Annotated in this window: 27 protein-coding genes; 22 read left to right on the top strand and 5 right to left on the bottom strand. The window is 72.4% G+C overall.

Annotation, left to right across the window (positions count from 1 at the left end; genetic code table 11):
• The first annotated feature begins 29 nt into the window (after positions 1 to 29).
• The 4 genes from ACERMF_RS00430 (at position 30) to purD (ending at position 4,531) form a co-directional block, all read left to right on the top strand.
• Entirely contained in the window at positions 30 to 1,406 is a 1,377-nt protein-coding gene (locus tag ACERMF_RS00430) for a PspC domain-containing protein (protein WP_373667038.1), read from the top strand.
• Positions 1,406 to 1,654 carry a hypothetical protein gene (locus ACERMF_RS00425; RefSeq protein WP_373667037.1) on the top strand — a complete coding sequence of 83 codons (249 nt, stop codon included), beginning with the start codon at positions 1,406 to 1,408 and terminating at the stop codon, positions 1,652 to 1,654. Before ACERMF_RS00430 ends, ACERMF_RS00425 begins: the two co-directional genes overlap by 1 nt.
• Positions 1,655 to 1,842: 188 nt before the next feature.
• Complete coding sequence (locus tag ACERMF_RS00420) at positions 1,843 to 3,150, top strand: adenylosuccinate synthase (RefSeq protein WP_373667036.1); 1,308 nt, start codon at positions 1,843 to 1,845, stop codon at positions 3,148 to 3,150.
• A 109-nt stretch (positions 3,151 to 3,259) separates the two neighbouring features.
• Positions 3,260 to 4,531 carry a phosphoribosylamine--glycine ligase gene (purD, locus tag ACERMF_RS00415; RefSeq protein ID WP_373667035.1) on the top strand — a complete coding sequence of 424 codons (1,272 nt, stop codon included), beginning with the start codon at positions 3,260 to 3,262 and terminating at the stop codon, positions 4,529 to 4,531.
• An 8-nt stretch (positions 4,532 to 4,539) separates the two neighbouring features.
• On the opposite strand, the gene ACERMF_RS00410 is transcribed toward purD, so the two are convergent.
• Positions 4,540 to 5,760, bottom strand: coding sequence for a peptidoglycan-binding protein (locus ACERMF_RS00410; protein ID WP_373667034.1), 1,221 nt, complete (start codon positions 5,758 to 5,760; stop codon positions 4,540 to 4,542).
• Positions 5,761 to 5,910: 150 nt separating this feature from the next.
• Between ACERMF_RS00410 and ACERMF_RS00405 the strand changes: the two genes are divergently transcribed.
• The 4 genes from ACERMF_RS00405 to ACERMF_RS00390 are packed head-to-tail and all read left to right on the top strand — an operon-like array spanning position 5,911 to position 9,127.
• A complete protein-coding gene (locus tag ACERMF_RS00405; protein WP_373667033.1) occupies positions 5,911 to 6,921 on the top strand; it encodes a helix-turn-helix transcriptional regulator in 1,011 nt (336 codons plus the stop codon).
• On the top strand, positions 6,922 to 7,782 hold the full coding sequence (gene modA, locus ACERMF_RS00400; RefSeq protein ID WP_373667032.1) for a molybdate ABC transporter substrate-binding protein: 861 nt from the start codon (positions 6,922 to 6,924) through the stop codon (positions 7,780 to 7,782).
• A 2-nt stretch (positions 7,783 to 7,784) separates the two neighbouring features.
• A complete protein-coding gene (gene modB / locus ACERMF_RS00395) occupies positions 7,785 to 8,441 on the top strand; it encodes a molybdate ABC transporter permease subunit (protein ID WP_373667031.1) in 657 nt (218 codons plus the stop codon).
• Positions 8,438 to 9,127: an ATP-binding cassette domain-containing protein gene (locus tag ACERMF_RS00390; protein WP_373667030.1), complete on the top strand. Its 690-nt coding sequence runs from the start codon at positions 8,438 to 8,440 to the stop codon at positions 9,125 to 9,127. The genes modB and ACERMF_RS00390 overlap by 4 nt, the downstream gene beginning before the upstream one ends.
• Position 9,128: 1 nt before the next feature.
• On the opposite strand, the gene ACERMF_RS00385 is transcribed toward ACERMF_RS00390, so the two are convergent.
• Complete coding sequence (locus ACERMF_RS00385; protein ID WP_373667029.1) at positions 9,129 to 9,887, bottom strand: molybdenum cofactor biosynthesis protein MoaE; 759 nt, start codon at positions 9,885 to 9,887, stop codon at positions 9,129 to 9,131.
• On the opposite strand from ACERMF_RS00385, the gene moaA reads away from it, so the two are divergent.
• From moaA to ACERMF_RS00370, 3 genes are read left to right on the top strand one after another with little or no spacing between them, the layout of a single operon-like run.
• Complete coding sequence (gene moaA, locus ACERMF_RS00380) at positions 9,886 to 10,932, top strand: GTP 3',8-cyclase MoaA (RefSeq protein ID WP_373667028.1); 1,047 nt, start codon at positions 9,886 to 9,888, stop codon at positions 10,930 to 10,932. The two genes, ACERMF_RS00385 and moaA, sit on opposite strands and share 2 nt — an antisense overlap.
• 24 nt (positions 10,933 to 10,956) lie before the next feature.
• Positions 10,957 to 11,691: a TetR/AcrR family transcriptional regulator gene (locus ACERMF_RS00375; protein WP_373667027.1), complete on the top strand. Its 735-nt coding sequence runs from the start codon at positions 10,957 to 10,959 to the stop codon at positions 11,689 to 11,691.
• On the top strand, positions 11,688 to 12,941 hold the full coding sequence (locus tag ACERMF_RS00370) for a glycosyltransferase (RefSeq protein WP_373667026.1): 1,254 nt from the start codon (positions 11,688 to 11,690) through the stop codon (positions 12,939 to 12,941). Before ACERMF_RS00375 ends, ACERMF_RS00370 begins: the two co-directional genes overlap by 4 nt.
• A 56-nt stretch (positions 12,942 to 12,997) precedes the next feature.
• Here ACERMF_RS00370 and ACERMF_RS00365 read toward each other — a convergent pair whose 3' ends face one another.
• Positions 12,998 to 13,426, bottom strand: a complete 429-nt coding sequence (locus tag ACERMF_RS00365) for an ester cyclase (RefSeq protein ID WP_373667025.1) — start codon at positions 13,424 to 13,426, stop codon at positions 12,998 to 13,000.
• Between the two features lie 254 nt (positions 13,427 to 13,680).
• On the opposite strand from ACERMF_RS00365, the gene ACERMF_RS00360 reads away from it, so the two are divergent.
• From ACERMF_RS00360 to ACERMF_RS00325, 8 genes are all read left to right on the top strand, one after another.
• Positions 13,681 to 14,868 carry a hypothetical protein gene (locus tag ACERMF_RS00360; RefSeq protein WP_373667024.1) on the top strand — a complete coding sequence of 396 codons (1,188 nt, stop codon included), beginning with the start codon at positions 13,681 to 13,683 and terminating at the stop codon, positions 14,866 to 14,868.
• A 220-nt stretch (positions 14,869 to 15,088) separates the two neighbouring features.
• Positions 15,089 to 15,676: a (2Fe-2S)-binding protein gene (locus ACERMF_RS00355; RefSeq protein WP_373667023.1), complete on the top strand. Its 588-nt coding sequence runs from the start codon at positions 15,089 to 15,091 to the stop codon at positions 15,674 to 15,676.
• On the top strand, positions 15,673 to 18,066 hold the full coding sequence (locus ACERMF_RS00350) for a xanthine dehydrogenase family protein molybdopterin-binding subunit (RefSeq protein ID WP_373667022.1): 2,394 nt from the start codon (positions 15,673 to 15,675) through the stop codon (positions 18,064 to 18,066). The genes ACERMF_RS00355 and ACERMF_RS00350 overlap by 4 nt, the downstream gene beginning before the upstream one ends.
• Positions 18,063 to 18,914 (top strand): xanthine dehydrogenase family protein subunit M, encoded by an 852-nt coding sequence (locus ACERMF_RS00345; protein ID WP_373667021.1) that lies wholly within the window; start codon positions 18,063 to 18,065, stop codon positions 18,912 to 18,914. Before ACERMF_RS00350 ends, ACERMF_RS00345 begins: the two co-directional genes overlap by 4 nt.
• A complete protein-coding gene (locus tag ACERMF_RS00340; protein WP_373667020.1) occupies positions 18,911 to 19,873 on the top strand; it encodes an AAA family ATPase in 963 nt (320 codons plus the stop codon). Before ACERMF_RS00345 ends, ACERMF_RS00340 begins: the two co-directional genes overlap by 4 nt.
• A 1-nt stretch (position 19,874) precedes the next feature.
• Positions 19,875 to 21,077, top strand: coding sequence for a VWA domain-containing protein (locus tag ACERMF_RS00335; RefSeq protein ID WP_373667019.1), 1,203 nt, complete (start codon positions 19,875 to 19,877; stop codon positions 21,075 to 21,077).
• The gene (locus ACERMF_RS00330) at positions 21,070 to 22,191 is read left to right on the top strand and encodes an XdhC family protein (RefSeq protein ID WP_373667018.1); all 1,122 of its coding nucleotides are present in this window, start codon (positions 21,070 to 21,072) and stop codon (positions 22,189 to 22,191) included. Before ACERMF_RS00335 ends, ACERMF_RS00330 begins: the two co-directional genes overlap by 8 nt.
• 70 nt (positions 22,192 to 22,261) lie before the next feature.
• The gene (locus tag ACERMF_RS00325) at positions 22,262 to 22,990 is read left to right on the top strand and encodes an SRPBCC family protein (RefSeq protein WP_373667017.1); all 729 of its coding nucleotides are present in this window, start codon (positions 22,262 to 22,264) and stop codon (positions 22,988 to 22,990) included.
• Between the two features lie 16 nt (positions 22,991 to 23,006).
• Here ACERMF_RS00325 and ACERMF_RS00320 read toward each other — a convergent pair whose 3' ends face one another.
• Entirely contained in the window at positions 23,007 to 23,501 is a 495-nt protein-coding gene (locus ACERMF_RS00320; RefSeq protein WP_373667016.1) for a molybdenum cofactor biosynthesis protein B, read from the bottom strand.
• Between the two features lie 45 nt (positions 23,502 to 23,546).
• On the opposite strand from ACERMF_RS00320, the gene ACERMF_RS00315 reads away from it, so the two are divergent.
• The 3 genes from ACERMF_RS00315 to wrbA all read left to right on the top strand — a co-directional run bounded on the left by ACERMF_RS00315 (position 23,547) and on the right by wrbA (position 25,885).
• Positions 23,547 to 24,182 carry an NTP transferase domain-containing protein gene (locus ACERMF_RS00315; protein WP_373667015.1) on the top strand — a complete coding sequence of 212 codons (636 nt, stop codon included), beginning with the start codon at positions 23,547 to 23,549 and terminating at the stop codon, positions 24,180 to 24,182.
• A 30-nt stretch (positions 24,183 to 24,212) separates the two neighbouring features.
• Positions 24,213 to 25,106, top strand: a complete 894-nt coding sequence (locus ACERMF_RS00310; protein WP_373667014.1) for a phosphoribosylaminoimidazolesuccinocarboxamide synthase — start codon at positions 24,213 to 24,215, stop codon at positions 25,104 to 25,106.
• 164 nt (positions 25,107 to 25,270) lie between these two features.
• Positions 25,271 to 25,885 carry an NAD(P)H:quinone oxidoreductase gene (gene wrbA, locus ACERMF_RS00305; protein WP_373667013.1) on the top strand — a complete coding sequence of 205 codons (615 nt, stop codon included), beginning with the start codon at positions 25,271 to 25,273 and terminating at the stop codon, positions 25,883 to 25,885.
• A gap of 127 nt (positions 25,886 to 26,012) precedes the next feature.
• Here wrbA and ACERMF_RS00300 read toward each other — a convergent pair whose 3' ends face one another.
• Positions 26,013 to 26,378 carry a DsrE family protein gene (locus ACERMF_RS00300; RefSeq protein ID WP_373667012.1) on the bottom strand — a complete coding sequence of 122 codons (366 nt, stop codon included), beginning with the start codon at positions 26,376 to 26,378 and terminating at the stop codon, positions 26,013 to 26,015.
• Positions 26,379 to 26,515 lie beyond the last annotated feature (137 nt).

The following is a 26,515-nucleotide window of genomic DNA, read 5'->3' as shown; positions in this document are numbered from 1 at the left end:
CCGTCGCCGACCTCCACCTCGAGTCTGCCGTGTCCTCCTCCGTCCCGCCGCCACCTGCGCCTCCGCTGCGTCGTCGTCGCGAGGGGCGGCTGCTCGCCGGCGTCCTCGCCGGCCTCGCCGACCACCTCGGCATCGACGTCGCCGTCGCCCGGGTCCTGTTCGTCGTCCTCACCCTGCTGACCCAGGGGGTGTTCCTGGTCGCCTACGTGCTGGCCTGGATCTTCGTGCCGGAGGAGACCGAGGAGGAGAGCCGCGCACCGCGTCCCCAGCGGCGCGAGCAGTTGGGTGGCCGCGACCCGCTGTTCTGGGTCGGTGTCGGCACCCTGATCGTCGGCGCCCTGTGGCTGATCGAGGGCCCCTTCCACGGTCCCGGACCCTTCCGGGTCGGCGCCGACCGTTCCGTCCTGGTCCCGCTCGTCCTGATCGCCGTCGGCGTCGCGCTGTGGCGCGCCGCCGACCGCGCCCCCACACCCGTCCACCACACGGCACGGCCCCCGGAGACCGCCATGAGCAGCACCGATCCCTCGCGCGCGGACACCGTGCGCATCGACGGCCCCGGGGCGTCCTGGGCCGGGTCCGGCGAGCGGGCAGGCGACACGCACGTGCTGGATCCCTCGCCGTGGTCGGCACCGCCGTCCGGCCCTCCACCGGGACGTTCCGGTGGAGGCGACGACGGGCGCGACTGGACGCCGCCACCCATGCCGCCGTCGCGCAGCGTCCTGACACGAGTCACGTTGGGCATCGCCGCCGTGACGGTCGGCGTGCTGTGGTTGCTCGACGTCGCAGGAACCCTGGTGATGGGTCCGGGCCGACTCGTCTCCGCGGCGATGCTGGTGATCGGCCTCGGTCTGCTGGTCGGCAGCGTCGTCGGCCGTGGGCGCGGCCTCATCGGCGTCGGCCTGCTCCTGGTGCCGGTCCTGCTCGTCCTGCAGGTGCTGCAACCGTTCCCGGCCGACGTGTTCGGCGGGAACGGGCAGGCCGTGGGAACGCAGGTCGAGCGGCCCGACGACGTCTCGGTCCTGCGCGAGAGCTACCAGGTCGGCGCCGGGGAGTTGCGGCTGGACCTCAGCCAGATCACGTTCACCGAGGACGAGCGCGTCGCCGTCAACGTCGGGTTCGGTCAACTCCACGTGATCGTGCCTGCCGACGTGACCGTCGAGGTCGTCGGTCGCGTCGGTGCGGGCGAACTCCACCTGCTCGACCGCACCAACGACGGGGTCGGACTCGAGCGCACCGTCGTCGACGAGGTGGAGGGGTCCGAGGCGCGACTGACCCTCGCCGTGGCCGTCGGCTTCGGTGAGGCCAACGTGACCCGTGCCGCCGCCGCGACCCCGGAGGACGACGGCGACCGCACGACCGACACCGCTCCCGAGACCGCGCCCGACGACGAGGAAGGGCTGTCCTGATGCGCACCCACCGATTCGACCTGCTCTCCTTCGTCTTCGGCGCCCTGTTCGCCACCGTCGGTGTCCTCGGACTCACCGACGTCGCGGTGCTCACGTTCGCCGACCTGCGCTGGATCGGCCCCGGCGTCCTGGTGCTGATCGGCGTGGCGCTTGTGGTGTCGGCCGCCCGTCGTGACGACGGTGCGGTGCCCGCCGAGGCGACCGCGGACGGTCGGAACCTCGACGACGACACCCGCGACGACACCTGAGCCACGGCCGGCGGCGGGCACCCCGTGGGGAGTCCGCGGCCGGTAGGCTCCCGACACGGCGGCCCGGGACGACTCCCGGCACCGGCCCCGAGGCGACCTCCGTCGTGTTGCGGGCGCACGTGACGGCCGCCGGAGACGTGCCGCCAGATCGTGCGCGCTCCGCCGCTGACCGAAGCGAAGGACATCGCGTGCCAGCGACGATCATCGTCGGCGCCCAGTGGGGCGACGAGGGCAAGGGCAAGGCGACCGACCTGCTGGCCGACACGACCGACCTGGTCGTCCGCTACCAGGGTGGCAACAACGCCGGCCACACCGTCATCGTCGGCGACCAGGTGTTCAAGCTGCACCTGATCCCCAGCGGCATCCTGTATCCCCACGTGACGCCGGTCATCGCCGACGGTGTCGTGGTGGACCCCGAGGTCATGCTCGAGGAACTCGAGGGGCTCGAGGCACGCGGCCTCGACCCCTTCACGCGGGTGAAGATCTCGGGCAACGCCCACGTGATCATGCCCTACCACCGCGAGCTCGACCTGCTGACGGAGCGTCGCCTCGGCAAGGCCAAGCTCGGGACCACCAAGCGCGGCATCGGGCCGGCATACGCCGACAAGGCCGCCCGCATCGGTCTGCGGTTCCAGGACCTGTTCGACGAGAAGATCTTCCGGCAGAAGCTCGAGGCCGCGCTCGAGCACAAGAACGAGCAGCTCGCCAAGATCTACAACCGGCTGCCCATGAACGCCGAGGAGATCGCCGAGGAGTACCTGGGCTACGCCGAGCGGCTTCGGGGCACCCTCACCGACACGACTGACCTCATCCACACCTCTCTCGAGGCCGGTCGCCACATCATCCTCGAGGGCGCGCAGGGCACGCTGCTCGACCTCGACCACGGCACATATCCGTTCGTGACGTCCTCCAACCCCGTCGCCGGCGGGGCGCTCACCGGGGCCGGTCTCGGCCCGCGGCACGTCGACCGCGTCATCGGGATCACCAAGGCCTACGTCACGCGCGTCGGCGCCGGTCCCTTCCCGACCGAGTTGTTCGACGACATCGGCGAGCGGATGACCGACGTGGGTGGCGAGTACGGGACCACCACCGGCCGCCGCCGGCGTGTCGGCTGGTTCGACGCGGTCCTGGCCCGCTATGCCAACCGGGTCAACGGGTTCACCGACATCTTCCTCACCAAGCTCGACGTGCTCAGCGAGTTCGAGACCCTGCAGGTCGCGACCGCCTACCGCCACGGCGGCGAGGAGTTCCATCACTTCCCGCCCCACCAGTCGATCTTCCACCACGCCGAGCCGGTCTACACCGAGGTGCCGGGGTGGGGCGGCGACATCTCGGAGGTCACCGAGTACGACGACCTGCCGCAGGAGGCGCGCGACTACGTCGACCTGCTCGAGGAGCAGTCCGAGACCCCGATCACGTGGGTCTCGGTCGGCCCGAAGCGGTCGCAGACCCTGATCCGCCGCGACGTGCCGCTCGTGCCGGCCACCAGCGCGTGATGCGTGCACCGTGACGCGCACGGAGTCGCCTCGGAATGCACGCATCCGCCGCGAGAGCCACGATCGGCGGGCGCGCCTACGCTGCCGGCGACCGTGACGAGGAACGAACGTGGGTAGGCGGGTACTGGTGGTCGGCGGCGGCGGGCGCGAGCACGCGCTCGGCTGGCGGCTGTCCACCTCGCCCTCGGTGTCGGTGATCGAGTCCGCACCGGGCAATCCCGGGCTGGCCGAGCTCGGGCCGGTGCACGCCATCGACCCGGCCGACCCCGAGGCCGTCGCCGTCCTCGCCGAGGAACGCGACATCGACCTGGTGGTCGTCGGTCCCGAGGCGCCGCTGGTCGCAGGCGTCGTCGACCAGCTCCAGCAGCGCGAGATCCCCGCGTTCGGGCCCGTGGCCGCAGGCGCCCGTATCGAGGGATCGAAGCAGTTCGCCAAGGAGATCATGGTGGCGGCCGGAGCGCCGACCGCCGGCTACGTCGCCACGGGGGACCGTGAGGTCGCCCAGGCGGCGCTGGAACGTTTCGCGCCGCCGTACGTGGTCAAGGCCGACGGTCTCGCCGCCGGCAAGGGCGTGCGGATCTGCGACGACCTCGACGACGCCCGCGACGCCGTGGACGACGCGTTGGTGCGTCGCGTCTTCGGCGAGGCGGGCGCCAACGTCGTCGTCGAGGAGTTCCTCGACGGGCCCGAACGCAGCCTGTTCGGGGTCTGCGACGGCGAGGACGTGGTGCTCCTCGCACCCGCGCAGGACTACAAGCGCGCCCTCGACGGCGACGGGGGCCTCAACACCGGCGGGATGGGGGCCTACACCCCGGTGCCCGGCTTCGGGCTCGCCGACGTCGCCCGCCTGCGTGAGCTGATCTTCCTGCCCGTCCTCCGTGAGCTGGCGCGTCGTGGCTCGCCCTACCGGGGGCTGCTGTACGCCGGACTGGTCGAGACGGCGACGGGACCGCGACTGCTGGAGTTCAACGCCCGCTTCGGCGATCCCGAGACGCAGGTCGTCCTGCCGCACCTGGCCAGCGACCTCGGCGAACTGCTGTGGGCGTCGGCGACCGGGACCGTGCGTGACGTCGAGGTGACCTGGCACGAGGGCGCCGTCGCGACCGTCGTCCTGGCCAGCGGCGGATATCCGGGCCCGTACGACACCGGGGTGCCGATCGACGGGGTCGGTGCCGCCGACGCCCTCGACGGCGTGCAGGTCTTCCATGCGGGAACGGCGCGCGACACCAGCGGCGCCTTGCACACCGCCGGTGGACGGGTGCTGGACGTCACCGCTCGTGGCGTCGACGTGACCGATGCAAGGGCGCGGGCGTACGACGCCGTGCGGTACATCTCGTTCGACGGGATGCAGCACCGCACCGACATCGCCGCCGGCATCTGACCCCGGGTTCAGTTCGGGTCGCCGTAGACCAGGACGTCGGTGCCGATCGGCATGGCGTCGTTGGCCCAGATCCAGTCCATCGCCTCGATGCTGACGCGCACGCAGCCGTGTGACGCGGCCTGGGCAGGCACGACGTCGTAGCCGTGGAACGCGATGCCGTCGGTGTGGAAGTACTTGGGCCGGTACAGCTCGCCGAGGTGCGAGGTGCGCCAGTCGTTGATCTCGCGGTAGATGTGCCAGTCGCCGTTGGGCGTCTCTGCCCAGTACTCGGTGCCCTCGTGGGTGTAGTAGCTCTCGTCCCCGCCGGAGGCGTGGAAAATCATCCCGGGGACCCCGTCCTCAACGAGCATGACGATCTGGCGGTCCTCGTCGAACTCGACCACGTAGCCCCAAGTGCTCCGCGTCGCCGGTGTCCGCGGCGCCGCGAGCGCGCCGCGGGTGAGCGGACCGTAGATCCCGTCCCGGGCCAGCCCGTGGACCTTCTGGGCCGCGAGGACGGCCTGCTCGGTCAGGTTGCCGTAGACGCCGTCCACCGGTCCGACCCAGTAGTCGTTGGCGGTGAGGTACTTCTGCAGCGCGGTGACGGTCGGCCCGCTGTCGCCCGGCTCGAGAAGCAGGGCGATCTCGGTACCGGGCACCAGTTCGAGCGCGCGGCCGATGAACGAGGCCATCTGGTCTCGACGGACGTCCTCGGTCGGGCAGTATTGCAGGCCCAGGTCGTCGCAGCCGCCGCTCACGCCGGCCGCGCCCAGGCGCTGGGCCGCGTCGCCGTGCGTCCCCCCGATGTCGTGGAACCAGGTCGTGTCCGTCGCTTGGAGGTCGAACGCGCGGGCGAGGAAGCTGGCCATCTCCTGGCGTTGCACGGGAGCCGACGGGCAGTAGCGGCCGTCCTCACAGCCGGTCGTGATGCCCTCCGCGTGGATGGCCGCGATGGCGCCGCTGTGCGGGTTGCCGGCCGGGACGTCGGCGAAGCTCGTGGTCCCGGACGTGTCCAGGCCGAGGGCGCGGGCGAGGAACGAGGCCATCTGGTCGCGGCGCACCAGCTCCTGCGGGCAGTAGCGGTCCGCGGTGCACCCTTCGGTGATGCCCGCGTCGCTGATCGCCGCGATCGCCTCCGCGTGCACCCCCGACACGTCGTCGAAGTCCCCGGTCTGCGCGGCCGCCGGCAGGGCGGGCAGCAGGACGGCCAGGACCATCGCGAGCAGCGTGAAGGTGGTGCGACGTGGCATGGAGGCTCCGAGATCGATTGTTCCCACCGTACGGACCCGAACGATCACCACCCCGTCCGCTCGGCGGGGCTGGTCCTGACGCCGGCCTGTACAGGCCGGCTAGTTATCTGGCATAGTGACGCCAGGAAGTGGGCGTCACGCAGGAGCGGCATGGATCCGGCGGCGATCGGGCAGCGCGTGCGGCGCATGCGCCGTGCCCTCGGCCTGAGCCAGGCCGAGCTGGCTGACCGGGCCGGCATCAGCCGCCAGGCGCTGGGCACCCTCGAGGCCGGCCGGCACCTGCCGCGGGTCGACGCCGCCGTCGCCCTGGCCGGCGTGCTTGGCACGACCGTCGAGGACCTGCTGGCCGTCGGACCCCCGCGGGCACTGCACGTGCTCGGCGACGCCCTCGCCGACGGCCAGGCCGTCCGGGTCGTCCAGGTCGGTGATCACCACGTCTGCATCCCGACACCGGGCACCGACGACGGCGAGGTGTGGTCGGCACCGGACGCGGTCATCGACGACAGGCGGGTCGCACTGTTGCCCGGCGCGGACACCGACGGCTTCCTCGTCGCCGGCTGCGACCCGTCACTCGGCATCGTCGCGGCACTCGGCCCGGAACGCGGCAACGGCCGTATCGTGCCGGTCCTCGCGTCGTCCTCGGCGGCCAGGCTCGCGCTCGTCACCGGTCGTGCCCACGCCGCGGTCGTCCACGATGTCCAGGTGGCCGGACCGCAGCACCCCACCAGCGTCCACCGCCTGCCCCTGGCGGCGTGGCGAACCGGTCTTGCCGTACCGCAGGGCGCCGAGGCCGCGCTGGCCGCGGCAGTCGCCGGAGAGGGTCCCGTGGTGCAGCGTGACGCCGGCGCAGCGGCGCAGGCGGCCTACGAGCGGGCCCTGCTCGCGGAGGGGCGGCCCTGCCCCGACGGGCCGTTGGCGACGGGGCACCTCGATGCGGCCAGGCAGGCGAGCGTCGGCGGGATCGCCGCGGTCACCATCGAGCCCGTGGCGCTGGCCGCTGGCATGGTCTTCCACGCGCTCGAGACCCACCGGGTCGAGGTCTGGATCGACGCCCGCTCCGCGGACCACCCCGGCGCCGTCGCGCTCGGTGAACTGCTGGCGTCGGCGCGGCTGCGTCGGCGTCTGGCGATCCTACCGGGCTACGCCCTCGAGGCGGCCTGAATGGGGCCCGTCCGGTTTCGGCCCGTGTGCCTGCTGCTCGCCATCGGCGTGCTCGGCGTGGTGGGGTGCTCGGGTGGGGGCGCTGGCGCGGCCACCGACGACCCGCTGCTGGTGGCTGCGGCGTCCGACCTGCGTCCGGCATTCGCGGAGCTCGGGGCGGCATTCGAGGCCGAGGCCGGCGAGCGGGTCGTGTTCAACTTCGGTTCGTCGGGGCAGTTGGCGCAGCAGATCATCGAGGGTGCGCCGATGGACCTGTTCGCGTCGGCCAGCGTCGCTTACGTCGAGCGGGTGCTCGAGGCCGGGGTCGGGGACGCGGCGACGCAGGCGACCTATGCCCACGGGCGCCTCGCGATGTGGTCCCCGGCGGCGAGGTGGCGCGAATGGGACGACCTCGAGGAGTTGGCGGCCGACGATCGCATCCGCACCGTGGCCATCGCCAACCCCGAGCATGCGCCGTACGGACTCGCCGCCCGGCAGGCGCTGGAGTCTGCGGGCGTGCTCGACCGCATCGGGCCGAAGCTGGTCCATGGCGAGAACGTGTCCGACGCCCAGCGCCTGGCCGCCACCGGCAACGCCGACGTCGCGATCGTGGCGCTCTCGCTCGCCCTGGCGGCCGACGAGGCCGGTGAGGGGGACTGGCAGGCGGTCGACGCGGGACTCCACGAGCCGTTGCAGCAGGACCTGCTGATCGTCGCGTCCGACCCGGATCGGGCGCGACGGGCGGCGCGGTTCGCCGCGTTCGTCAACGGCGAACAGGGGCGGGCGGTGATGCGCAGGTTCGGGTTGTCGTTGCCCGGCGAGACGACCCCGGACGAGGGCGGGTCGGGCGCGGAAGGCCCGGACGCCATGGGCGACCACTGATCGTGGACTGGTTCCCACTGCTGCTGTCGTTGCGTGTCGCCGTCCTCGCGACGCTGTTCACCACCATCATCGGGGTCGCCGGCGCCTACGCCCTGGCGCGGTGGCGGTTCCCCGGCCACGGCTTGGTCGAGGCGGTCGCGAGCCTGCCGATCGTGCTGCCACCCACCGTTCTGGGCTACTACCTGCTGGTCACGATCGGACGCACTTCACCGATCGGGCGCGCCTGGGAGGCCGTCACGGGCTTTCCGCTGGTCTTCACGTGGCAGGCGGCGGTGATCGCCGCGACCATCGCCAGCCTGCCGTACTGCCTGCGGACGGCGACCGCCGCCATCGCCGCGGTCGACCGCGGCTACGAGGAGGCCGCACGCGTCGCCGGGCTGCACGGGCGGCGGTTGGCGTTCATGGTGACCCTGCCGCTGGCCGGACGCGGCATCGTGGCCGGGATCTCGCTCGCGTTCGCGCGTGCGCTCGGCGACTTCGGCACCACGCTGCTGGTGGCGGGCAACATCCCCGGCCGGACCCAGACCATGCCGATCGCGGTCTACGACCGGGTGCAGGCGTTCGACTACGCCACCGCCGGAGTGCTCGCGGGGGTGCTCTCGGCCGTTGCGGTGGCGATCCTGCTGCTGGTCCGCCGGCTCGAGCGGGCGGCACTGTGAGCCTCGAGGTCGACGTCCGCGCCCGGGTCGGCGACTTCGAACTCCACGCCGACTTTGCGCTCCCCCCCGGCCTCACGGTGCTGTTCGGGCCGTCCGGCGCTGGCAAGACCCGGCTGCTGCGGCTGATCGCCGGACTGGACGACCCCGTCGCGGGACGCATCAGCCTCGATGGCGTCGGCTTCGTCGACACCGTCGCGGGCCACCGGTTGCCCGTGCACCGTCGTCGCATCGGCATGGTCTTCCAGCAGGCCTACCTGTTGCCGCACCGCACGGTGCTGGCCAACGTCGCCCTCGCCGCGGCCAGCGGGACGCGCGAGCAGCGCCGGCGCATCGCCACCGACTGGCTCGAGCGCACCGGCGCGGCACCGTTCGCCGATCGCCGTCCGCACACGCTCTCGGGCGGCCAACAGCAGCGGGTCGCCCTCGCCCGCGCCTTGGCGGGAGCCCCCCGCCTGCTGCTGCTCGACGAGCCGTTCAACGCACTCGACCTGCAGCGGCGGCACCGACTGCGGCGGCTCGTCCGTGACCTCGTCGACGAGACCGGCATCCCGGCGCTGTTCGTGACCCACGATCCCGACGAACTGGCGGTGCTCGCCGATCAGGTGCTGCTGGCCGAGCCCGGCCGGATCACCGACATCTCGGGTGTGGCGGAGGTCACCGAACGCCTGCGACGTCCGGGCGGCTGACTCAGTCGCCGGTCGGTGGCAGGCCGACCCAGCGGTGGGCCCCGTCGGCGGTCACCTCCCGTTTCCACACGGGCAGCCGGTCCTTGACCCGTTCCAGGGCGTCCTCGCAGGCGGAGAAGGCCTCGGCGCGGTGTGGCGCGGTACACACCACCAGGATGGTGTGGGCACCCACCGGCAGCTCGCCGGTGCTGTGCAGCAGGGCGATGCCGCGGACCTGCGGATGGTCGGTGGCGATCTCGGCGGCCAGGTCGGACAGCATCCGCTCGGCCATCTCGTCGTAGGCCGAGTAGTCGAGGCGCACGACGTCGTCGAGGTCGCCGGCGTGGTCGCGCACGCTGCCGAGGAAGACCGCCGTCGCCCCGACATCGGGGGTGCTGACCGCCTCGATGGTTGCCTCGACCGGTAGGGGAGGCCGGCGCAGCCCGGTGACCACGCGGACGTCGTCGGTCGCTGCCCCGCCCGCCACCGGCGGCAAGACGGCCACCTCGCGCGCCCCGGCCAGCGAGCGGTCCTCGCCAGCGACCTCGAGGTCGACCGCGACGTTCACCCGCGCCAGCAACGGCGCCAGCGCCGGGTGCTTCGCGGCCAGTGCCGGTCGCAGGTCCGCGACGGTCGCGTCGTCGGCCACCTCGACCCGTGTCCTGGCGCCCCCGGCGTGCTCCGCGAGACCGCCGAACAGCCGCACCTCGACCTCCACGGCACGCCCTCCCTCGTCCGCGACCGAGGCTACTGCCTGCCGCGAGGGGTACCGTTCGGCCATGGAGAGCTCCGTCGCGTCACCGTTGCTCGACCGGTTGGGCCGGCCGGTCCGCGACCTGCGCCTGTCGGTCACCGACCGGTGCAACCTGCGTTGCCGCTACTGCATGCCGCGTGAGGTGTTCGGGCCGGAGTACGCCTTCCTCGAACGCGACGAGTTGTTGCGCTTCGAGGAGCTGACGCGGCTCGCGCGGATCTTCGTCGGGCTCGGGGTCCGCAAGCTGCGGTTGACGGGGGGTGAACCGTTGCTGCGCCGCGACCTGCCGGACCTGGTCGCCGCGCTGTCGGCCATCCCCGCGCCCACGGAGGACCAGCCCGGACTCGCCGACCTCGCCCTCACCACCAACGGCGTGCTGCTCCGCCGGTTCGCGCCGGCGCTGGCCGAGGCCGGCCTGCGTCGGATCACCGTCAGCCTCGATGCGCTCGACGACGCGACCTTCCGTCAGCTGGCCGACACGAACGCACCGGTCGGCACGGTGCTCGACGGCATCGTGGCCGCGCGCGAGGCCGGGTTGGACCCGGTGAAGATCAACTGCGTGCTGCAACGGGGGGTGAACGACGGTCGGCTCGAGGAGTTGGCCGGCTGGGCCCGCGACACCGGCGTCACCCTGCGGTTCATCGAGTTCATGGACGTCGGCACCACCAACGGCTGGTTGCGGGACCGCATGGTTCCCGCCGCCGAGGTGGCCGAGCGCATCGCGGCCCGCTGGGCCATCGAGCCGGTCGAGCCGACGCACCACGGGGAGGTCGCCGAGCGTTACCGCTACCTCGACGGGGCCGGCGAGGTCGGCATCATCGCGTCGGTCAGCCGACCCTTCTGCGGCGACTGCACCCGTGCGCGTCTGTCGGCGGTCGGCGAGCTCTACACCTGCCTGTTCGCCGCCAGGGGCACCGACCTCCGCGCCCTCGTGCGCGGCGGCGCGTCCGACGGGGAGCTGACCGCGGCGGTCGCCGCTGTCTGGTCCGCGCGAAGTGACCGCGCCTCGGAGCTGCGTGCCGAGGCCGGTCTCAGCGGCCCACGCGTCGAAATGTCCTACATCGGCGGGTAGGGGCCAGGGAACCGGGCGGCGATCATGTCGATCGCGAACGTGACGCCTGTCGGGCGTCGTCCGTTCCACGCCGCACGGTCGTTCGACCCGTCCGCCCTGAGGGTGCTGACGGCGCTTGACGTCGTCTCATTTCGATGTGATGATGTCCCAATGAGTGGTACAAGAACCTACCGAATGTCGGCGCGCGCTGCTGCGACCGAGGCGACGAGGAAGCGGATCGCCGAAGCCGCGGAGCGGGCGTTCATGGAGCGGTGGTACGACGACGTCACGATCCGCGACGTCGCGGCCGCGGCGGGCGTGGCGCTCCAGACCGTGCTGAACCACTTCCCGACCAAAGACGCACTGTTCGCGGCTGCCGCCGAGCGCTTGGCATCCTCGATCGAGAATGCCCGTTGGCCGGCGACGCCGGGTGCGGTCCGCACCGCGGTGACCACGCTCGTGGACGACTACGAGCGAACGGGCGAGAGCAGTCTGCGGATGCTCGCTGTCGAGGAACGCGTGCCCGCCGTTCGGCCTTGGCTCGACTTCGGTCGACGGCGCCACGAGGCGTGGGTCGAGCAGACCTTCGCCGCTGCGCTCGATGGTCTTCAGGGTAAGCGTCGGACGCGCCGCCTCGCCCAGTTGGTCGTCGCCACCGACGTCTATACCTGGAAGCTGCTCAGGCACGACAAGCGCCTGAGCAGGCAGGACACCATCACTGCGGTGTGCGAACTCGTCACCGCGCTGCACGAGCTACCCGAAGCGGGGGCAGGGTCATGAGCGAGTTCTTGATGACGGCCTGGGACGGGGCCGGGGCTGTTCCGCCGCTGATGAGCGTGGCGCGAGCGCTGGTAGAGCGGGGCCATCACGTCCGGGTGCTGGCCGATCCGGTGCTGCGGGCAGACGTCGAAGCGACCGGGGCGGTGCACGTGTCATGGACACGGGCGCCTCATCGCAAGGAACGTTCCCGCTCTACGCTGTTCGTCGGAGACTGGGGTCCCGACGCGTTCGCCGCCATGCGCGATCGGTTGGCGATCGGGCCCGCCGCCGCCTTCGCGGCCGACGTCCGCGCCGAACTCGAGCGTCGCCCGACCGCAGCTCTGCTGACCGAGTCACTGTTGTTCGGATCGCTCATCGCAGCCGAAGCCGCCGGGGTGCCCTGCGTTGTCCTCGGCACCACGATCAACATGGTCCCTGCCGACGGCGTGCCCCCGTTCGGCCCCGGCCTGCTCCCGGCCGCCGACGACCAGGAGCGCGAGCGTGACCGGAAGGTGGCCGAGCGGAACGTGCAGATGTGGGACGTCGCCCTGCCCGCTCTGAACGCCGCCCGTGCCGAGCACGGCCTGCCACCGCTCGACCACGTCCTCGACCAGGCACGCAGCGCCGCGCTCGTTCTCGTCCTGACGAGCGCAGCGTTCGACTTCCTTGGCCCGCTGCCCCCGGTGGTCAAGCACGTGGGCCCGCGGCTGGACGATTTGCTCGACTGCGGCCAGTGGGCGCCGCCCGCGGGGGACGAGCCGCTCGTCCTCGTCGCGCTCAGCTGCGACTTTCAGGACCATGAGGACGTCCTTCGAAGGGTGACCGACGCGATGGGCCGACTGCCGGTCCGGGCGGTGGTGACCACCGGTCGGGGCGTCGACCCCGATGCCATCGACGCTCCGAGCAACCTGCAGGTCCTCCGCCTCGCCCCGCACCGGCAGATCCTGCCCGAGGCGGCGCTGGTCGTCACCCACGGCGGACACGGCACGACGATCAAGGCCCTGGCCGCCGGGGTGCCCCTCGTCTGTCTACCGCTCGGCCGGGACCAGCTCGACGTGGCCGCCCGGGTGGTGCACCACGGCGCCGGTCTTCGACTGGAGCCGTCCGCGGCTGCCGAGGAGATCGCCGCCGTGGCGATGAAGGTGCTCAGCGAGGAGTCGTACCGGCAGGCGGCCGTCCGACTGGCCCACGAGATCGCGGACGAGGTGTCCGAGGACCGTGCGGTCCGCGAGATCGAGGCGCTCGTCGAGCCGCATCCACCGGTTACGTGACGATCGTGGCGCGCGGTCTCGCTGAGGTGTGGCCGGGAGTCGCCGCAGGCGAAGCGCTACGTCGCCTCGAGGCCGAGCTGGCGCAGGAATGTCGCGGTGTCGAGGTAGTCGCGCGTCTCGACGATGAGGTCGTCGGGGCCGAGGTCCAGCCACCAGCTGGCGGGCAGCGCGACGGTGCGTCCCGTCGCCGGCACCGGCTCGCCTTCACCCAGGTCTAGCGGCCCGGTGTTCACCGCCTCGATGACGACCTCCAGGGCGCTGCGGTCGCCGTCGACCAGCACCGAACGCACGTCGACGGAGATGTCCGAGAACGCGTCGAAGAGCGCCTGCTCGCTCTGCCGGATCGCCTCCCGTCCACGGACCGGTTCGGGGTACAGCGGGTGGTGCCCCACGGCGTCCTCGGCGAACAGCGCCGCGAACGCCTCGCTGTCACCCGCCTCGATCGACTCGATGAACTTGTCGACGACGTTTTCGAACCGCTCCATGGTGTCCTCCTCGTGGCAGCCCGCTCCGCTGCGGGCGGTCTGGTAATGATGGGCAGAACAACACCTGATCACCATGCCAGGAATGTGGTGTTCCTCAGCCCGAGAACCGCGGCTAGCCGCCTCGCGGGCGAGGGCCACGACGTCGTGAACTTGGCACGGTCGGGAAGGCGGCATGTCGGCGCTCCACGAGGCAACCGGCGGGGATCCGTCCCGGAGTCCACGCCGGCATCTGAAGCTCGCAAGGACGGACCACGATGCAGGACGCACCCGGACGACGCGACCGGTACCCGATGGCTGCCCCATCACGTCGTCTCGTCGGTGTCGTGGCGGCCGCGGCGCTGCTCGGTGCCTGTGGCGAGGTCTCCGATGGCGACGGTGTCGTCGCCCCGTCGGCCGACCACGAGGATCCCCCGTCCGCCGCAGGCGCGGCCGCCGGCATCGCGCCGAGGTGCCAGGACGTGGCTCCGCTCGAGGCACAGCGGCCAGAAGGGGTGGAACCGCTCGGCACCACGGGGGCGCCGCTCGACGACACGACGACGGGCGGCCCGACGGTCGAGACCCTTGCCCCGGCGGTACAGCGCTGGGCGCGCGAGCACGCCGGCGACGACTTCGCCGGGCTGTGGTTCGACCAGGACGCCGGTGGACTGGTCGTCGCGTTCACGGGTGACGTCGAGGCGTACGCCGCCGGCGTCCGTGACGCCGTGCACCCCGCCGTCGCCGTCGCCGATGCCACGTTCGGCGAGGCCGAACTCCAGGCACGGCAGGAGCGGATCTGGTCCCAGGAGAACCCCTCCGGTGAGCCGGTACCCGGCCTGTTGACCTCCAGTGGGCTGGACGTCATGCGCAACCGGGTCGCGCTCGGCCTCTACGACCCGCCGCCCGAACGGCTGGAGCAGCTGAGCGACGACCATGGCGCCGACGCCATCTGCTTCGAGATCCAGGAGCCCCCGCCGCCGCCGTCGCGTGCCGCCACGACGCTGGCGAAGCTCGACGGTTGGGGTCAGGGGCCGCCGTCCGAGCCACGTTGGGGCTTCCTCGAGATCGCGTGGGACGAGGACGCGGCGGCGGAGCTGTGGGACCTGCACGTCGGCGACCGGACGCCGGACACCGACGACGATCCGCCCGCGACCGGCGGTGTGTACGGCGAACTCGATCAGGTGGCGTCCGAGCGACAGGCCCTCGCCGTGTACTTCGGTGGCGAGTCGGGAAGCTGCCCCGCGTACGTGATCAGCGTGACGACCGTCGATGCCGGGTATGTCGCCGTCGACGAAGGCGCGGTCGGCGCCGGTGCTTGCACCGACGACTTCAACCCGTACCGCGTCGTGCTCGCCGTCGACCGCGACCGGTTGCCGGACGCCGACGACCTGCCGTTGCGGGTCCCGCACGACGACGACCCCCGCGACGGCCGCCCCGCCGACGTCGCCACGTTCTCGTCGGACTGACGCCGGTCGGAGCGGATGCAGCGGAGCGCTCCGTGACGACGTGCGCCGCCGCTGAAAGAGCGGGTGACACGGAAGCGGCCACGACTTACGGTTGGCCGGCGCCCGGGAGCGGGCCGGGGGGCGGGACCTCCGGCGGGAGGGGGCGTTTCGAACGCATCGTGTGTCGCGCGGGGGCGACCCGTCGGCGCGGCCTGCGAGGGCTCGACCACGGGAGGGCACGATGACCAGAGTCCAGATAAAGGTGGACGGCGCCACGCACGACGACGACGTCGAGCCGAGGCTGCTGCTGGTCCACTACCTGCGCGACGTGCTGGGCCGGACCGGCACCAACATCGGCTGCGACACGTCCAACTGCGGCGCCTGCACCGTCCACCTCGACGGTCAGTCGGTCAAGAGCTGCACGATCCTGGCCGTGCAGGCCGACGGCGCCGAGGTGCGCACCATCGAGGGACTGGCGCAGCCGCCCGCCGACGGTGACGCGACCAGCGGGTGGCACCCGCTGCAGAAGGCGTTCCACACCGAGCACGGGCTGCAGTGTGGCTACTGCACCCCGGGCATGATCATGTCGTCGATCGACCTGCTCGAACGCAACCCCGACCCCACCGAAGAGGAGGTGCGGCACGGTCTCGAGGGCAACCTGTGCCGCTGCACCGGCTACGTCAACATCGTCCGTTCGGTGTTGCGCGCCGCTGCCGAACTGCGCGGCGAGCCGATGCCCGACCCCGACGAGGGGACGGTCGGCGAGGCCGACGTGGTGTCCGACCCCGACCACGTCGAACAGCTCGAGAACCTGGAGGTGGCGCCGTGACCACGCTCGAGACGCCTCCAGCGGACGCCGTCGTCGGCGTCACGAAGCTGCGCAAGGAGGATGCCCACCTCGTCACCGGCCGCACCCGTTGGACCGACAACGTCCAACTGCCCGGCATGCTGCACGTCGCCGTCGTCCGCTCGCCGATGGCGCACGCCCGGGTCACCCGGGTGGACGTCTCCGCCGCGCTGGAGCAGCCCGGCGTCGTCGCGGCCTACACCGGCGCCGAACTGCAGGAGCACTGGGCCGGCGGCCTGCCGTGCGCCTGGCCGGTGACCGAGGACATGCGTGCGCCCGTCCACCTGCCGATCGCGACCGACGAGGTCCGCTACGTCGGGGACGCGGTCGCGGTGGTCGTGGCACGCAGCCGCTACGAGGCTGCGGACGCCACCGAGTTCGTCGACGTCGAGTACGACCCGCTCCCGGTGGTGACCGACATGGAGGCGGCGCTCGCCGATGGCGCCGACCTCGCCGACACCTCGCTGGATGCCAACGAGTGCTTCACGTGGCCGATGGTCAACGGCGACATCGACGCCGCGTTCGACGGCGCCGCCCACGTCGTGTCCCGTCGCTTCGTCAACCAGCGCCTCATCCCGACGGCGATCGAGCCGCGGGCCGTGGTCTGTGCCCCGCCCCGCGACCAGCGGGAGTACACGATGTGGTCGGCCACGCAGGTGCCCCACATCCTGCGGCTGATGCTCGCGCTCACCTGTGGCGTTCCCGAGCACGAGTTGCGGGTCATCGCGCCCGACGTCGGCGGCGGCTTCGGGTCGAAGCTCAACGTCTACGCCGAGGAAGCGATCTGCCTCGTGCTCGCGAAGCTGCTCGACCAGCCGGTGAAGTGGACCGAGTCGCGCACGGAGGGCTATCAGGCCACCATCCACGGTCGCGACCAGATCCAGGACCTGTCGCTGGCGTTGGATGCCGACGGTCGCATCCGGGGCCTGAAGGTGAAGCTGTTGGCCGACATGGGCGCCTACCTGCAGCTGGTCACCCCCGGCGTACCGCTGCTCGGTGCGTTCATGTTCAACGCGATCTACAAGATGGACGCGCTGTCGTTCACGTGCACCGGCGTCTTCACCAACAAGACGCCGACCGATGCCTACCGCGGTGCCGGCCGGCCGGAGGCGACCTACGCGATCGAGCGGCTGATCGACGAGGCGGCCAACGAGCTCGGCATGGAGCCGTTCGAGCTGCGCGAGCGCAACTGGATCCGGCACGAGGAGTTTCCCTACGAGACGATCGCCGGGATCACCTACGACTCGGGCAACTACGAGGCCGCGACCGCGAAGGCCAAGGAGTTGTTCGCCTACGACGAGCTGCGGGCCGAGCAGACCCGTCGTCGCGAGGCGAACGACCCGGTCCAGCTCGGCATCGGCATCTCCACCTTCACGGAGATGTGTGGTCTGGCCCCGTCGCGCGTCCTCGGCTCGCTGTCGTACGGCGCCGGTGGGTGGGAGTACGCCAGCGTGCGCATGCTGCCGTCGGGCAAGGTCGAGGTGGTGACCGGTACCTCGCCCCACGGTCAGGGACACGTCACGGCGTGGTCACAGATCGCCGCCCAGGCGCTCGGGGTGCCCTACGAGGACGTCGAGGTCCGTCACGGCGACACGGCCGTCGCCCACAAGGGCATGGACACCTACGGCTCGCGCTCGCTGGTCGTCGGTGGTTATGCCGTGCAGGTCGCCTGCGACAAGGTGGTGGCCAAGGCGAAACGGGTCGCGGCACACCTGCTCGAGGCCAGCGAGGACGATCTCGAGTTCGACCGGGGCACGTTCGCGGTCCGCGGGTCCCCGGACGCATCGAAGACGATCCAGGACGTCGCGCTGGCGGTGTTCGCGGCCCATGACTACCCCGACGACATGGAACCCTCCCTGGACTCGGACGCGACCGTCGACCCCGAGAACTTCTCCTACCCGCACGGCACGCACCTGGCCGCGGTCGAGGTGGACACCGAGACCGGCCACGTCCATCTGCGCGACTACGTGTCCGTGGACGACGTCGGCCGCGTCATCAACCCCCAGATCGTCGAGGGGCAGGTCCACGGCGGGTTGGCGCAGGGCATCGCGCAGGCCCTGTTCGAGGAGGCGATCCACGACGACGAGGGCAACCTGCTGACCGGCTCGCTCGTGGACTACTACGTCCCGTCCGCCGCCGATCTGCCCACCTTCCGCACCGACCGCACGGAGACGCCGGCGACGACCAACCCGCTGGGCGTCAAGGGGGTGGGCGAGGCCGGCACGATCGCCTCGACGCCCGCGGTGATGAACGCCGTCGTCGACGCGCTCCGACCGTTCGGGATCAACGACGTCCGGCTCCCAGCGTCACCGAGGAACGTGTGGGAAGCGCTGCAGCGAGCATCCGGTGCGACCGACGGGGGTGCGGCATGATCCCGGCGACCTTCGACTACGTCCGGGCCGAATCGGTCGACCACGCCGTGTCGGTGCTGGCCGAGCATGGCGACGAAGCCAAGCTGATCGCTGGCGGGCACAGCCTGCTGCCGCTGATGAAACTGCGGCTGGCGGCGCCCGAGGTGCTGGTCGACCTCGGCCGCGTCGAGGCGCTGCGCGGCGTGCGCGAGACCGACGACGGCCGGCTGGCGATCGGCGCGATGACCCGGCACCAGGACGTCATCGATGACCCCCTCGTCCAGCAGCACTGCGGCGTGCTGGCGCACGTCACGGCCATGGTCGGTGACGCACAGGTTCGCCACCGCGGCACGATCGGTGGCGCACTCGCGCACGGTGACGCCGCCGGCGACCTGCCCGCCACGGCACTGGCGCTCGACGCCACGTTCGTCTGCCAGGGCCCCGGCGGCCAGCGCGAGGTGGCGGCCGCCGACTTCTTCGTCGACTACCTCGACACCGCGCTCGAGGACGCCGAGGTGCTGACCGAGGTGCGGTTTCCGCGCCTCGACGGCGCCTGGGGCTGGCGGTACGAGAAGTTCGTCCGGGTCTCGCAGGCCTGGGCCATCGTCGGATCGGTCGCGATCGTCCGTCGCGACGACGGCCACGTCGGCGAGGCGCGCGTCGGGCTGACCAACATGGCGACCGTGCCGGTGCGGGCGCGTGCGGTCGAGCAGGCACTGGCCGGCGCCGGGACGGACGCGATCCGTCGTGCGGCGGAGTCCGCCGCCGAGGGCACCTCGCCCTCGGCGGACCTCAACGCCTCACCGGCCTACCGGGAGCACCTCGCACGGGTCCTGACCCGACGGGCGCTGGAAGCCGCCGCCTCTTGAGCGAGGACGACCACGCCGAAGCGGGCGCGCCGGGGGCGGCATCGGCCGCTCCCGGCGGCCGCCTGCCGGTCGACGTCACCGATCCGGGGTCGCTCGCCGAACGACTGGCGCAGGTGGGCTATCTCGCCGACCCCGGGCTGGCGACGGCGGCGTACCTGACGTGCGTGCTGCGACGGCCGCTGCTGCTGGAGGGCGACGCCGGTGTCGGCAAGACCGCCACGGCGGCCGCGTTGGCCGCGGTCCTGCAGGCTCCGCTGCTGCGGCTGCAGTGCTACGAGGGCATCGACGCCGCCCAGGCCCTGTACGACTGGAACTTCCCGGCCCAGATCCTGCACCTGCGTGCCGCCGAGGCCGCGGGAGGGCGGCGCGACGAGCACGTACTCGAAGGCGAGCTGTACGACCGCCGGTTCCTGGTGGCACGACCACTGCTGCAGGCGCTGGAGACCGACCCGGTCGTGCTGCTCATCGACGAGGTCGACCGGGCCGACGACGAGTTCGAAGCCCTGCTGCTGGAGGTCCTGAGCGACTTCACGATCAGCGTGCCCGAGCTCGGCACGATCCGGGCGGCGACACCCCCGGTGGTGGTGTTGACCTCGAACCGCACCCGCGAGGTCCACGACGCACTCAAGCGCCGCTGCTACTACCACTGGCTCGACCATCCCGGTTTCGCGCGCGAGGTCGAGATCGTCCGTACCCGGTTGCCGGGCGTTTCCGAGCGGCTCGCCAGGGAGGTCGTGTCGGCCGTGCAGAACCTCCGTGGGCAGGACCTGCTGAAGGTCCCCGGTGTGGCCGAGACCCTCGACTGGACCCAGGCGCTGGTGGCGCTCGGTGCCGACCACCTCGATGCCGACCTGGCGGTGGCGACGCTCGGGTCGGTGCTCAAGTTCCGTGAGGACCAGGAGCGGGCGCGTGCACTGGACGTCGCCGGACTCGTCGCGCGCGCCGTCGCCGGTGACTGAGGTGAGCCCGCCGTCGTTGGCGCCCGTCGCCGTCGGATTCGGGCGGGCGCTGCGCGCGGCCGGGGTCGACGCCGACCCGCGGCGTGTGCAGGCCTTCGTCGCGGCGCTCGAGCAGGTGCGACCCGACCGGGTGCGGGACGTCTACTGGGCCGGGCGGGTCACGTTGTGTGCCGGCCCCGACGACCTGCCCCGCTACGACCGCGTCTTCGACGCCTACTTCGCCGGCGTCACCGTCGGTGGACGTGCCCGCACCAACCGGCGGGTCCAGGTGACCGCGGACGCACTGGGCGTCCCCGGCGCCGGTGACGTCGGGGAGGACGCCCCGTCCGTGACCACCGTCACCCGTCACGCCAGTGCCGTCGAGGCGCTGCGTCACCGCGACGTCGCCGACCTCACCGAGGCCGAGCGCCGCGAGTTGCGGCGGCTGCTGGCCCGGTTCTCCCTGGCCGGCGAGGTCCGTCGCAGCCGGCGCCGGCAGCGCGCGCACCGCGGCCGGATCGACCGGCGCCGGACGGTCCGGCGGTTGCTTGCCGCCGGCGGGGAACCGGCACGGCTGCCCACCACCCGTCCACGCCCGCGGCCCCGACGTGTCGTCCTGCTGATCGACGTCAGCGGTTCCATGGCCGGGTATGCCGACGCGCTGCTGCGGTTCGCCCATGCCGCCGTCCGGGGACGCGAGGCACCGACCGAGGTCTTCACGCTCGGAACCCGGCTGACACGCGTGACCGACGCGCTCGCGCACCGTGACGCGGACACGGCGATGCGGGCGGTGTCGGCGGCGATTCCCGACTGGTCCGGGGGCACCCGGCTGGGGCCGACCTTGCGCGCCTTTCTCGACCTCTGGGGTCAGCGCGGCATGGCGCGTGGGGCGGTGGTGGTCGTGCTCTCCGACGGGTGGGAGACCGGCGACGTGACCGAGCTCGGTCAGCAGGTCCAGCGCCTGGCCCGGTTGACACACCGCCTCGTCTGGGCCAATCCCCGCGCCGGTCGGGCCGGCTTCGCGCCCACCGCGGCGGGCATGGCCGTGGCACTGCCGTACTGCGACCACTTCCAGGCCGGGCACTCCCTGGCGTCGCTGGAACAGCTGGCCTCGGTCGTCGCCGGGGCCGCCGTCTCCGGCCCCCGCTCGACAGGGCGGGAAGGGCCTGGCCCGCGTACCGTGGCGGGTGCGGCGGGCGACCGGGAAGGGGTGCACGATGCGTGACGAGCTCGCGGTCCTGCGCCGGTGGCAGGCCGACGGCGCCACCATCGCCCTCGCCAGCGTGGTCGCGACCAGCGCCAGCGCGCCCCGCCAGCCCGGCGCGGCCCTCGCGCTGCACCCCGACGGCGAGGTGCTCGGCAGCGTCTCGGGCGGTTGTGTCGAAGGTGCGGTCGTCGAGGTGGCCACGCAGGTGCTGGCTTCCGGCACCGCCCAGCGGGTGCGCTATGGCATCTCCGACGACGAGGCGTTCGCCGTCGGACTCACCTGCGGCGGCACCATCGAGGTGTTCGTCCGTCGGGTCGCGCCGTCCGATCTCGACCTCGTCGCCGTCGCCGCGCGCATCGAGGCCGACGAGCCCGTCGCCGTCGCCACGATCGTCGAGCACGACGCGCGGCCGGACCTGGTCGGCCGGGCGATGGTGGTGACCGACGCCGACACGACCGGCGGAACGGGTGAGCACTTCCTGGATCGGGCCATCGTCGAGCACGCCCGCGGGATGCTGGCGCAGGGCGAGACCGGGCTGCGTCACGTCGGCCCCCGCGGCGAGCGCCGGATGGACGACGTGGCGGTGTTCGTCGAGTCGTTCGCGCCCCGGCCCCGCATGCTCGTCTTCGGCGCGATCGACTTCGCCGCGGCGGTGGCCACCATCGGCCGCTACCTCGGGTTCCACGTCACCGTCTGCGACGCACGGGCCCGGTTCGCGACCGCGCTCCGCTTTCCCGACGCCGACGAGGTCGTCGTCGACTGGCCACATCGCTACCTCGCCGCCACCGAGGTCGATGCGCGCACCGTCGTGTGCGTGCTGACCCACGACCCGAAGTTCGACGTGCCCGTCCTGCAGGTCGCGCTGGACACCCCCGCCGCCTACATCGGCGTGATGGGGAGTCGCCGTACCCACGAGGACCGTCTCGCGCGACTGCGCGAGGTCGGCGTCGACGAGGCGGACCTGCGGCGCCTGCACTCCCCGATCGGTCTCGACCTCGGAGCGCGCACGCCGCAGGAGACCGCCGTCTCGATCGCGGCCGAGATCGTGTCGCTGCGCCACGGCGGCAGCGGCCGCCCACTGCGCGAGACCGAGGGAGACATCCACCGCGACGTGGATCCCGTCCACGCATGATCCGCACACCACCCGTCGTCGCCATCGTCCTTCACCCCGCCCACCCCCACGATCACCCCAGGAGTCCGCCGTGGAGTTCACCAACGAGTTCAGCGTCCCCACCGACGTGGACACCACCTTCGCCACCCTCACCGACCTCGAGCGCGTGGCGCCGTGCCTGCCCGGCGCACAGCTCGAGGAGGTCGACGGCGACGTCTACACCGGGCGTGTCAAAGTGAAGGTCGGTCCCATCTCGATGACCTACCGCGGGCAGGCACGCATGGTCGAAGCCGACGCCGAGGCGAAGCGGGCCAGGATCGAGGCCAGCGGCAAGGAGGCCCGCGGCGGCGGCACCGCGAAGGCCGACGTCGTGGCCACCCTGCGCGAGGGCGGCGAGGGCACGCTCGTCTTGGTGACGACCGACCTGACCGTGACCGGCAAGCCGGCTCAGTTCGGCCGTGGCGTCATGGAGGAGGTCGGCACGAAGATCATCGACAGCTTCGCCGAGCGACTGCGGCTGATGCTGCAGGAGGAGCAGGGAGCCACCGAAGCGGCCGCCACCTCCGCCTCGACCGAGCCCGCTCCCGGCCGCGGCGAGGCGGCCGCGACCGGCGCTGCCAGCGTGGGCGCGGCCGCCGCCCCGGCGCCGGCCGCGGACGGTGGGACGCGACGACTCGACCAGGATCCCTCGCGGGAGGACGACGCGCTCGACCTCTTCGACGTGGCCGGTGGTGCGACGCTCAAGCGGGCCTTGCCGCTCGTCGGCGTCCTCGCCGCGCTCGCCGCCGTGTGGCTGCTGCTGCGACGGAAGCGCGACTGATGCCCGCCCGGCTGCCTCAGTGCCCGGTGTCCCCGGCCAGCAGGTCCAGGGCGTGGGGCAGCAGATCCAGGATGGCGGCCAGGCTCTCGATGGCGCCCTTCGGGCTGCCCGGCAGGTCGACGATCAGCGTCGCTCCCCGCGCGCCGCACACCCCGCGGGACAGGTCCGCCATCGGCGTGACGGCACGCCCCGCAGCCCGCATCGCTTCGGCGAGCCCCGGTGCCTCCCGATCGATGACGTCGCGGGTCGCCTCCGGGGTCACGTCACGAGGGCCGAAACCCGTCCCGCCGGTGACGACGACGAGTCGGGCGCGGCCCGTGTCGCAGATCTCGCGCAGCAGCGTGGCGATGCGGCCGCGCTCGTCGGGGACGACCTCTCGTGCGACCACCTCGAAGCCGGCCGTGACGAGTTGCTCGCTCACCGCCGCGCCGGACCGGTCCTCCCGGTGGCCCGTGGTCACCCCGTCCGACGCGGTGACCACGACGGCTCGCCGGCGTGCGTCCGTGTGCATGTGCGGTCCGATCCCGATCGTGGCCGCGAGCGTAGGGGGTGGGGCGTGACGACTCCGGCCGCGCCGACCGTCGCCGCCGGCCTGGTGCTCGCGGCCGGCTCGGCGACCCGCTTCGGTGCGACCAAGCAGGTGGCCGAGGTCGACGGGCGGCCCATGGTCGCCCATGCGGTGGCGGTGGCCCACGCGGCCGGCCTGCGACCGGTCTACGTCGTCGTGGGTCACGACCGCGGCGTGGTCGCGGCCGCCGCACGTCAGGCCGGCGAGGTGGAGGTGGTGGACAATCCCGACCACGCGGCAGGCCAGGCCGGCTCGCTGCGGCGGGGTATCGAAGCGGTCGCGGCCGGCCCCGACGTCGACGTCGTCGTCGTCCTGCTCGCCGACCAGCCCGGTCTGCGTCCGGCGGTCGTCTCGGCCGTCGCCGACGCCGCCGCCGCCGCTCCCGACGGCATCGCCCGGGCCCGCTACCGCGACGGCGACGGCCATCCCGTCGGGCTCGGCCACCAGGTGTGGCCGCGACTGCTGGACCTCTCGGGCGACGAAGGCGCGCGGCAGCTGTTCGAGGGGTACGACGTGGCGACCGTTTCCGTTGCGGAGGACACCCCGCGCGACGTCGACACGCCTGGCGACCTGGCTCGCGCGCGCTCCCACCAGCCCGGCGGGCGCCGCCCGTCGGCGCAGTAGGCTCGCGCTCCTCCGACCGGCGAGCCCGCGATGCCCCTGGATGCGCTGCCGCACCTGCGTTCGGGAAAGGTCCGCGACCTCTACGACGTCGACGACCACCACCTCCTGCTGGTCGTCTCCGACCGGGTGTCGACCTACGACGTCATCCATCCCACGCCCGTGCCGGACAAGGGCCGCGTGCTCACCGGCCTGGCCGCCTTCTGGTTCGACCACCTGCGCGAGTTCGGTCCGCACCACCTCGTCTCGACGTCGACCAGGGACCTGCCCGACGCCGTCGCCGACGAGGCCGACCACCTGCGGGGCCGGTTCATGCTGGTCCGCAAGGTCGAGATCGTGCCCTTCGAGTGCGTCGTCCGCGGCTATCTGGCCGGTTCCGGCTGGCAGGAGTACCGCGAGCGAGGCACGGTGTGCGGCCTCGTTCTGCCCGAGGGGCTGGTCGAGGCGGACCGCCTCCCCGAGCCGATCTTCACGCCGGCGACCAAGGCGGAGCTGGGCGCGCACGACGAGAACGTGCCCTTCGAGGTCGTCGAGGCGGCCGTCGGCGCCGAGTTGGCCGACCGGCTGCGCAGCCGGTCGCTCGCCCTGTACCTGGCGGCGGCTGTCCATGCCGCCGAGCAGGGCATCCTGCTCGCCGACACGAAGTTCGAGTTCGGCCTCCTCGACGGCGAACTGGTCCTGGCCGACGAGATCCTCACGCCCGACTCCTCGCGGTACTGGCCCGCCGACCGCTGGACCCCGGGCGCCACGCCGCCGAGCTTCGACAAGCAGTACGTACGTGACTACGCGACCGCGACGGGGTGGAACCGCACCCCACCTGCGCCCGCGCTCCCCGACGACGTCGTCGAAGCGACCCGGGCGCGCTACGTCGAGGCCTACGAGCGCCTCACCGGCCAGCCCTTCACCGCCTGGCTCGAGCAGCCGTAGCCCAACGCGGGACCGCCGTCGCGGCCGGCCTGGCAGGTTCCCCGGGATGCGGTCGGGCGGCGGGGTTCGGACTCGTGTGTCCGTCCGGTCAGGAGACATCCCGCGGCTGGTTCCGAACCCCAGGTTGTATGGACAACCAGCACACGCGACGAAGGAATGCGCACATGGCCCGGATCGGGATCGTCTACCACTCGATGTACGGCGCGACCTACGAGATGGCCAACATCCTCGCCGAGGGCGTCTCGAAGGCCGGCGGTGAAGGTGAGCTGCGTCGCGTGGCGGACCCGCTGCTGCCCGACGAGGTCAAGCAGATGGAGGGCGTCGCGGCCGCCATCGAACGCCAGTCGCACGTCACCGAGGCCACGGTCGAGGAACTGCCGGAGTTCGACGCGATCATGTTCGGCTCACCGACGCGGTACGGCTCGAAGACGGCGCAGCTGCAGAACTTCATGGACCAGACCGGCCCGTTGTGGCAGGACGGCAAGCTCGTCGGCAAGCCGGCCGGGTTCTTCACCGGCGCCGCCACCCTGCACGGCGGTCACGAGTCGACGATCCTGTCGATGTCGACCTTCGCCTACCACCACGGCATGGTCATCGTGCCGGTGGGCTACGGGCTGGCCGAAGAGGTCGGCTCGACCCGTACCGGCGGCAGCCCGTACGGGCCCACCCATTGGAGCCCGATGGGCGGCGACAAGCAGGGCATCGACGAGGACGAGCGCGAGATCGCGTTGAAGTACGCCGCGCACTTCAACGAGGTCGCCGACAAGCTCGCCGCCTGATCTTTCAGACCCGCGCCGGTGCCTCTCCCAGCACCGTGCGCGCTCCCGCGCCGGCCTCTCCCAGCCGAGCGCTTCCGCCGCCCCCGGTCTCTCCCGCCGGGGGCGGCACTCGTCGTCCGTCGGCCGCCTAGGACAGGGTGATCGCGCGACCCTCGGCCAGTGCCTCCACGATGGTGGCAGCGCCCACGATCGACGCGCCGGGGACCAGTTCCTGCTCCCCGGTGATGCCGCGCTTGAGCGCGCAGGCGCTGCAGAGCCAGATCTCGCCGCCCGCGTCCGTGAACTGCCGCACCAGGTCACCGAGCGGCGGCATCCCCTCCTCCTCGATGCCGTCGGCGACGCCCGGTACCCCGAGGTTGACGGCTTCGACCGTGCACACCACCACGGCGCGCTTGCCGCTGACGGCCGCGGTCGCCGCCGCGATGAACGGCACCGTGGCGCGTTCGGGCTGGTCGGCGCCGTGGGAGTTGCAGAACAGCAGGGTGTCCGCCATGGAAGGTCCTTCGTCCGGGGATGGCCACCACACCGTAGGCGGCCGGGATTTCAGGAGTCGGACGCCGTGCGCGCGGAAACGCTTCACATCCTCCTACCCGCGTAGTAGCGTCCGGCCGGCAGCCGTGCGACCGTACG

The sequence above is a fragment of the Egicoccus sp. AB-alg6-2 genome (assembly GCF_041821025.1).
Lineage (GTDB): Bacteria > Actinomycetota > Nitriliruptoria > Nitriliruptorales > Nitriliruptoraceae > Egicoccus.
The sequence above is the reverse complement of the archived record's forward strand: the minus strand, read 5'-3'. Positions and strand labels throughout refer to the sequence as shown.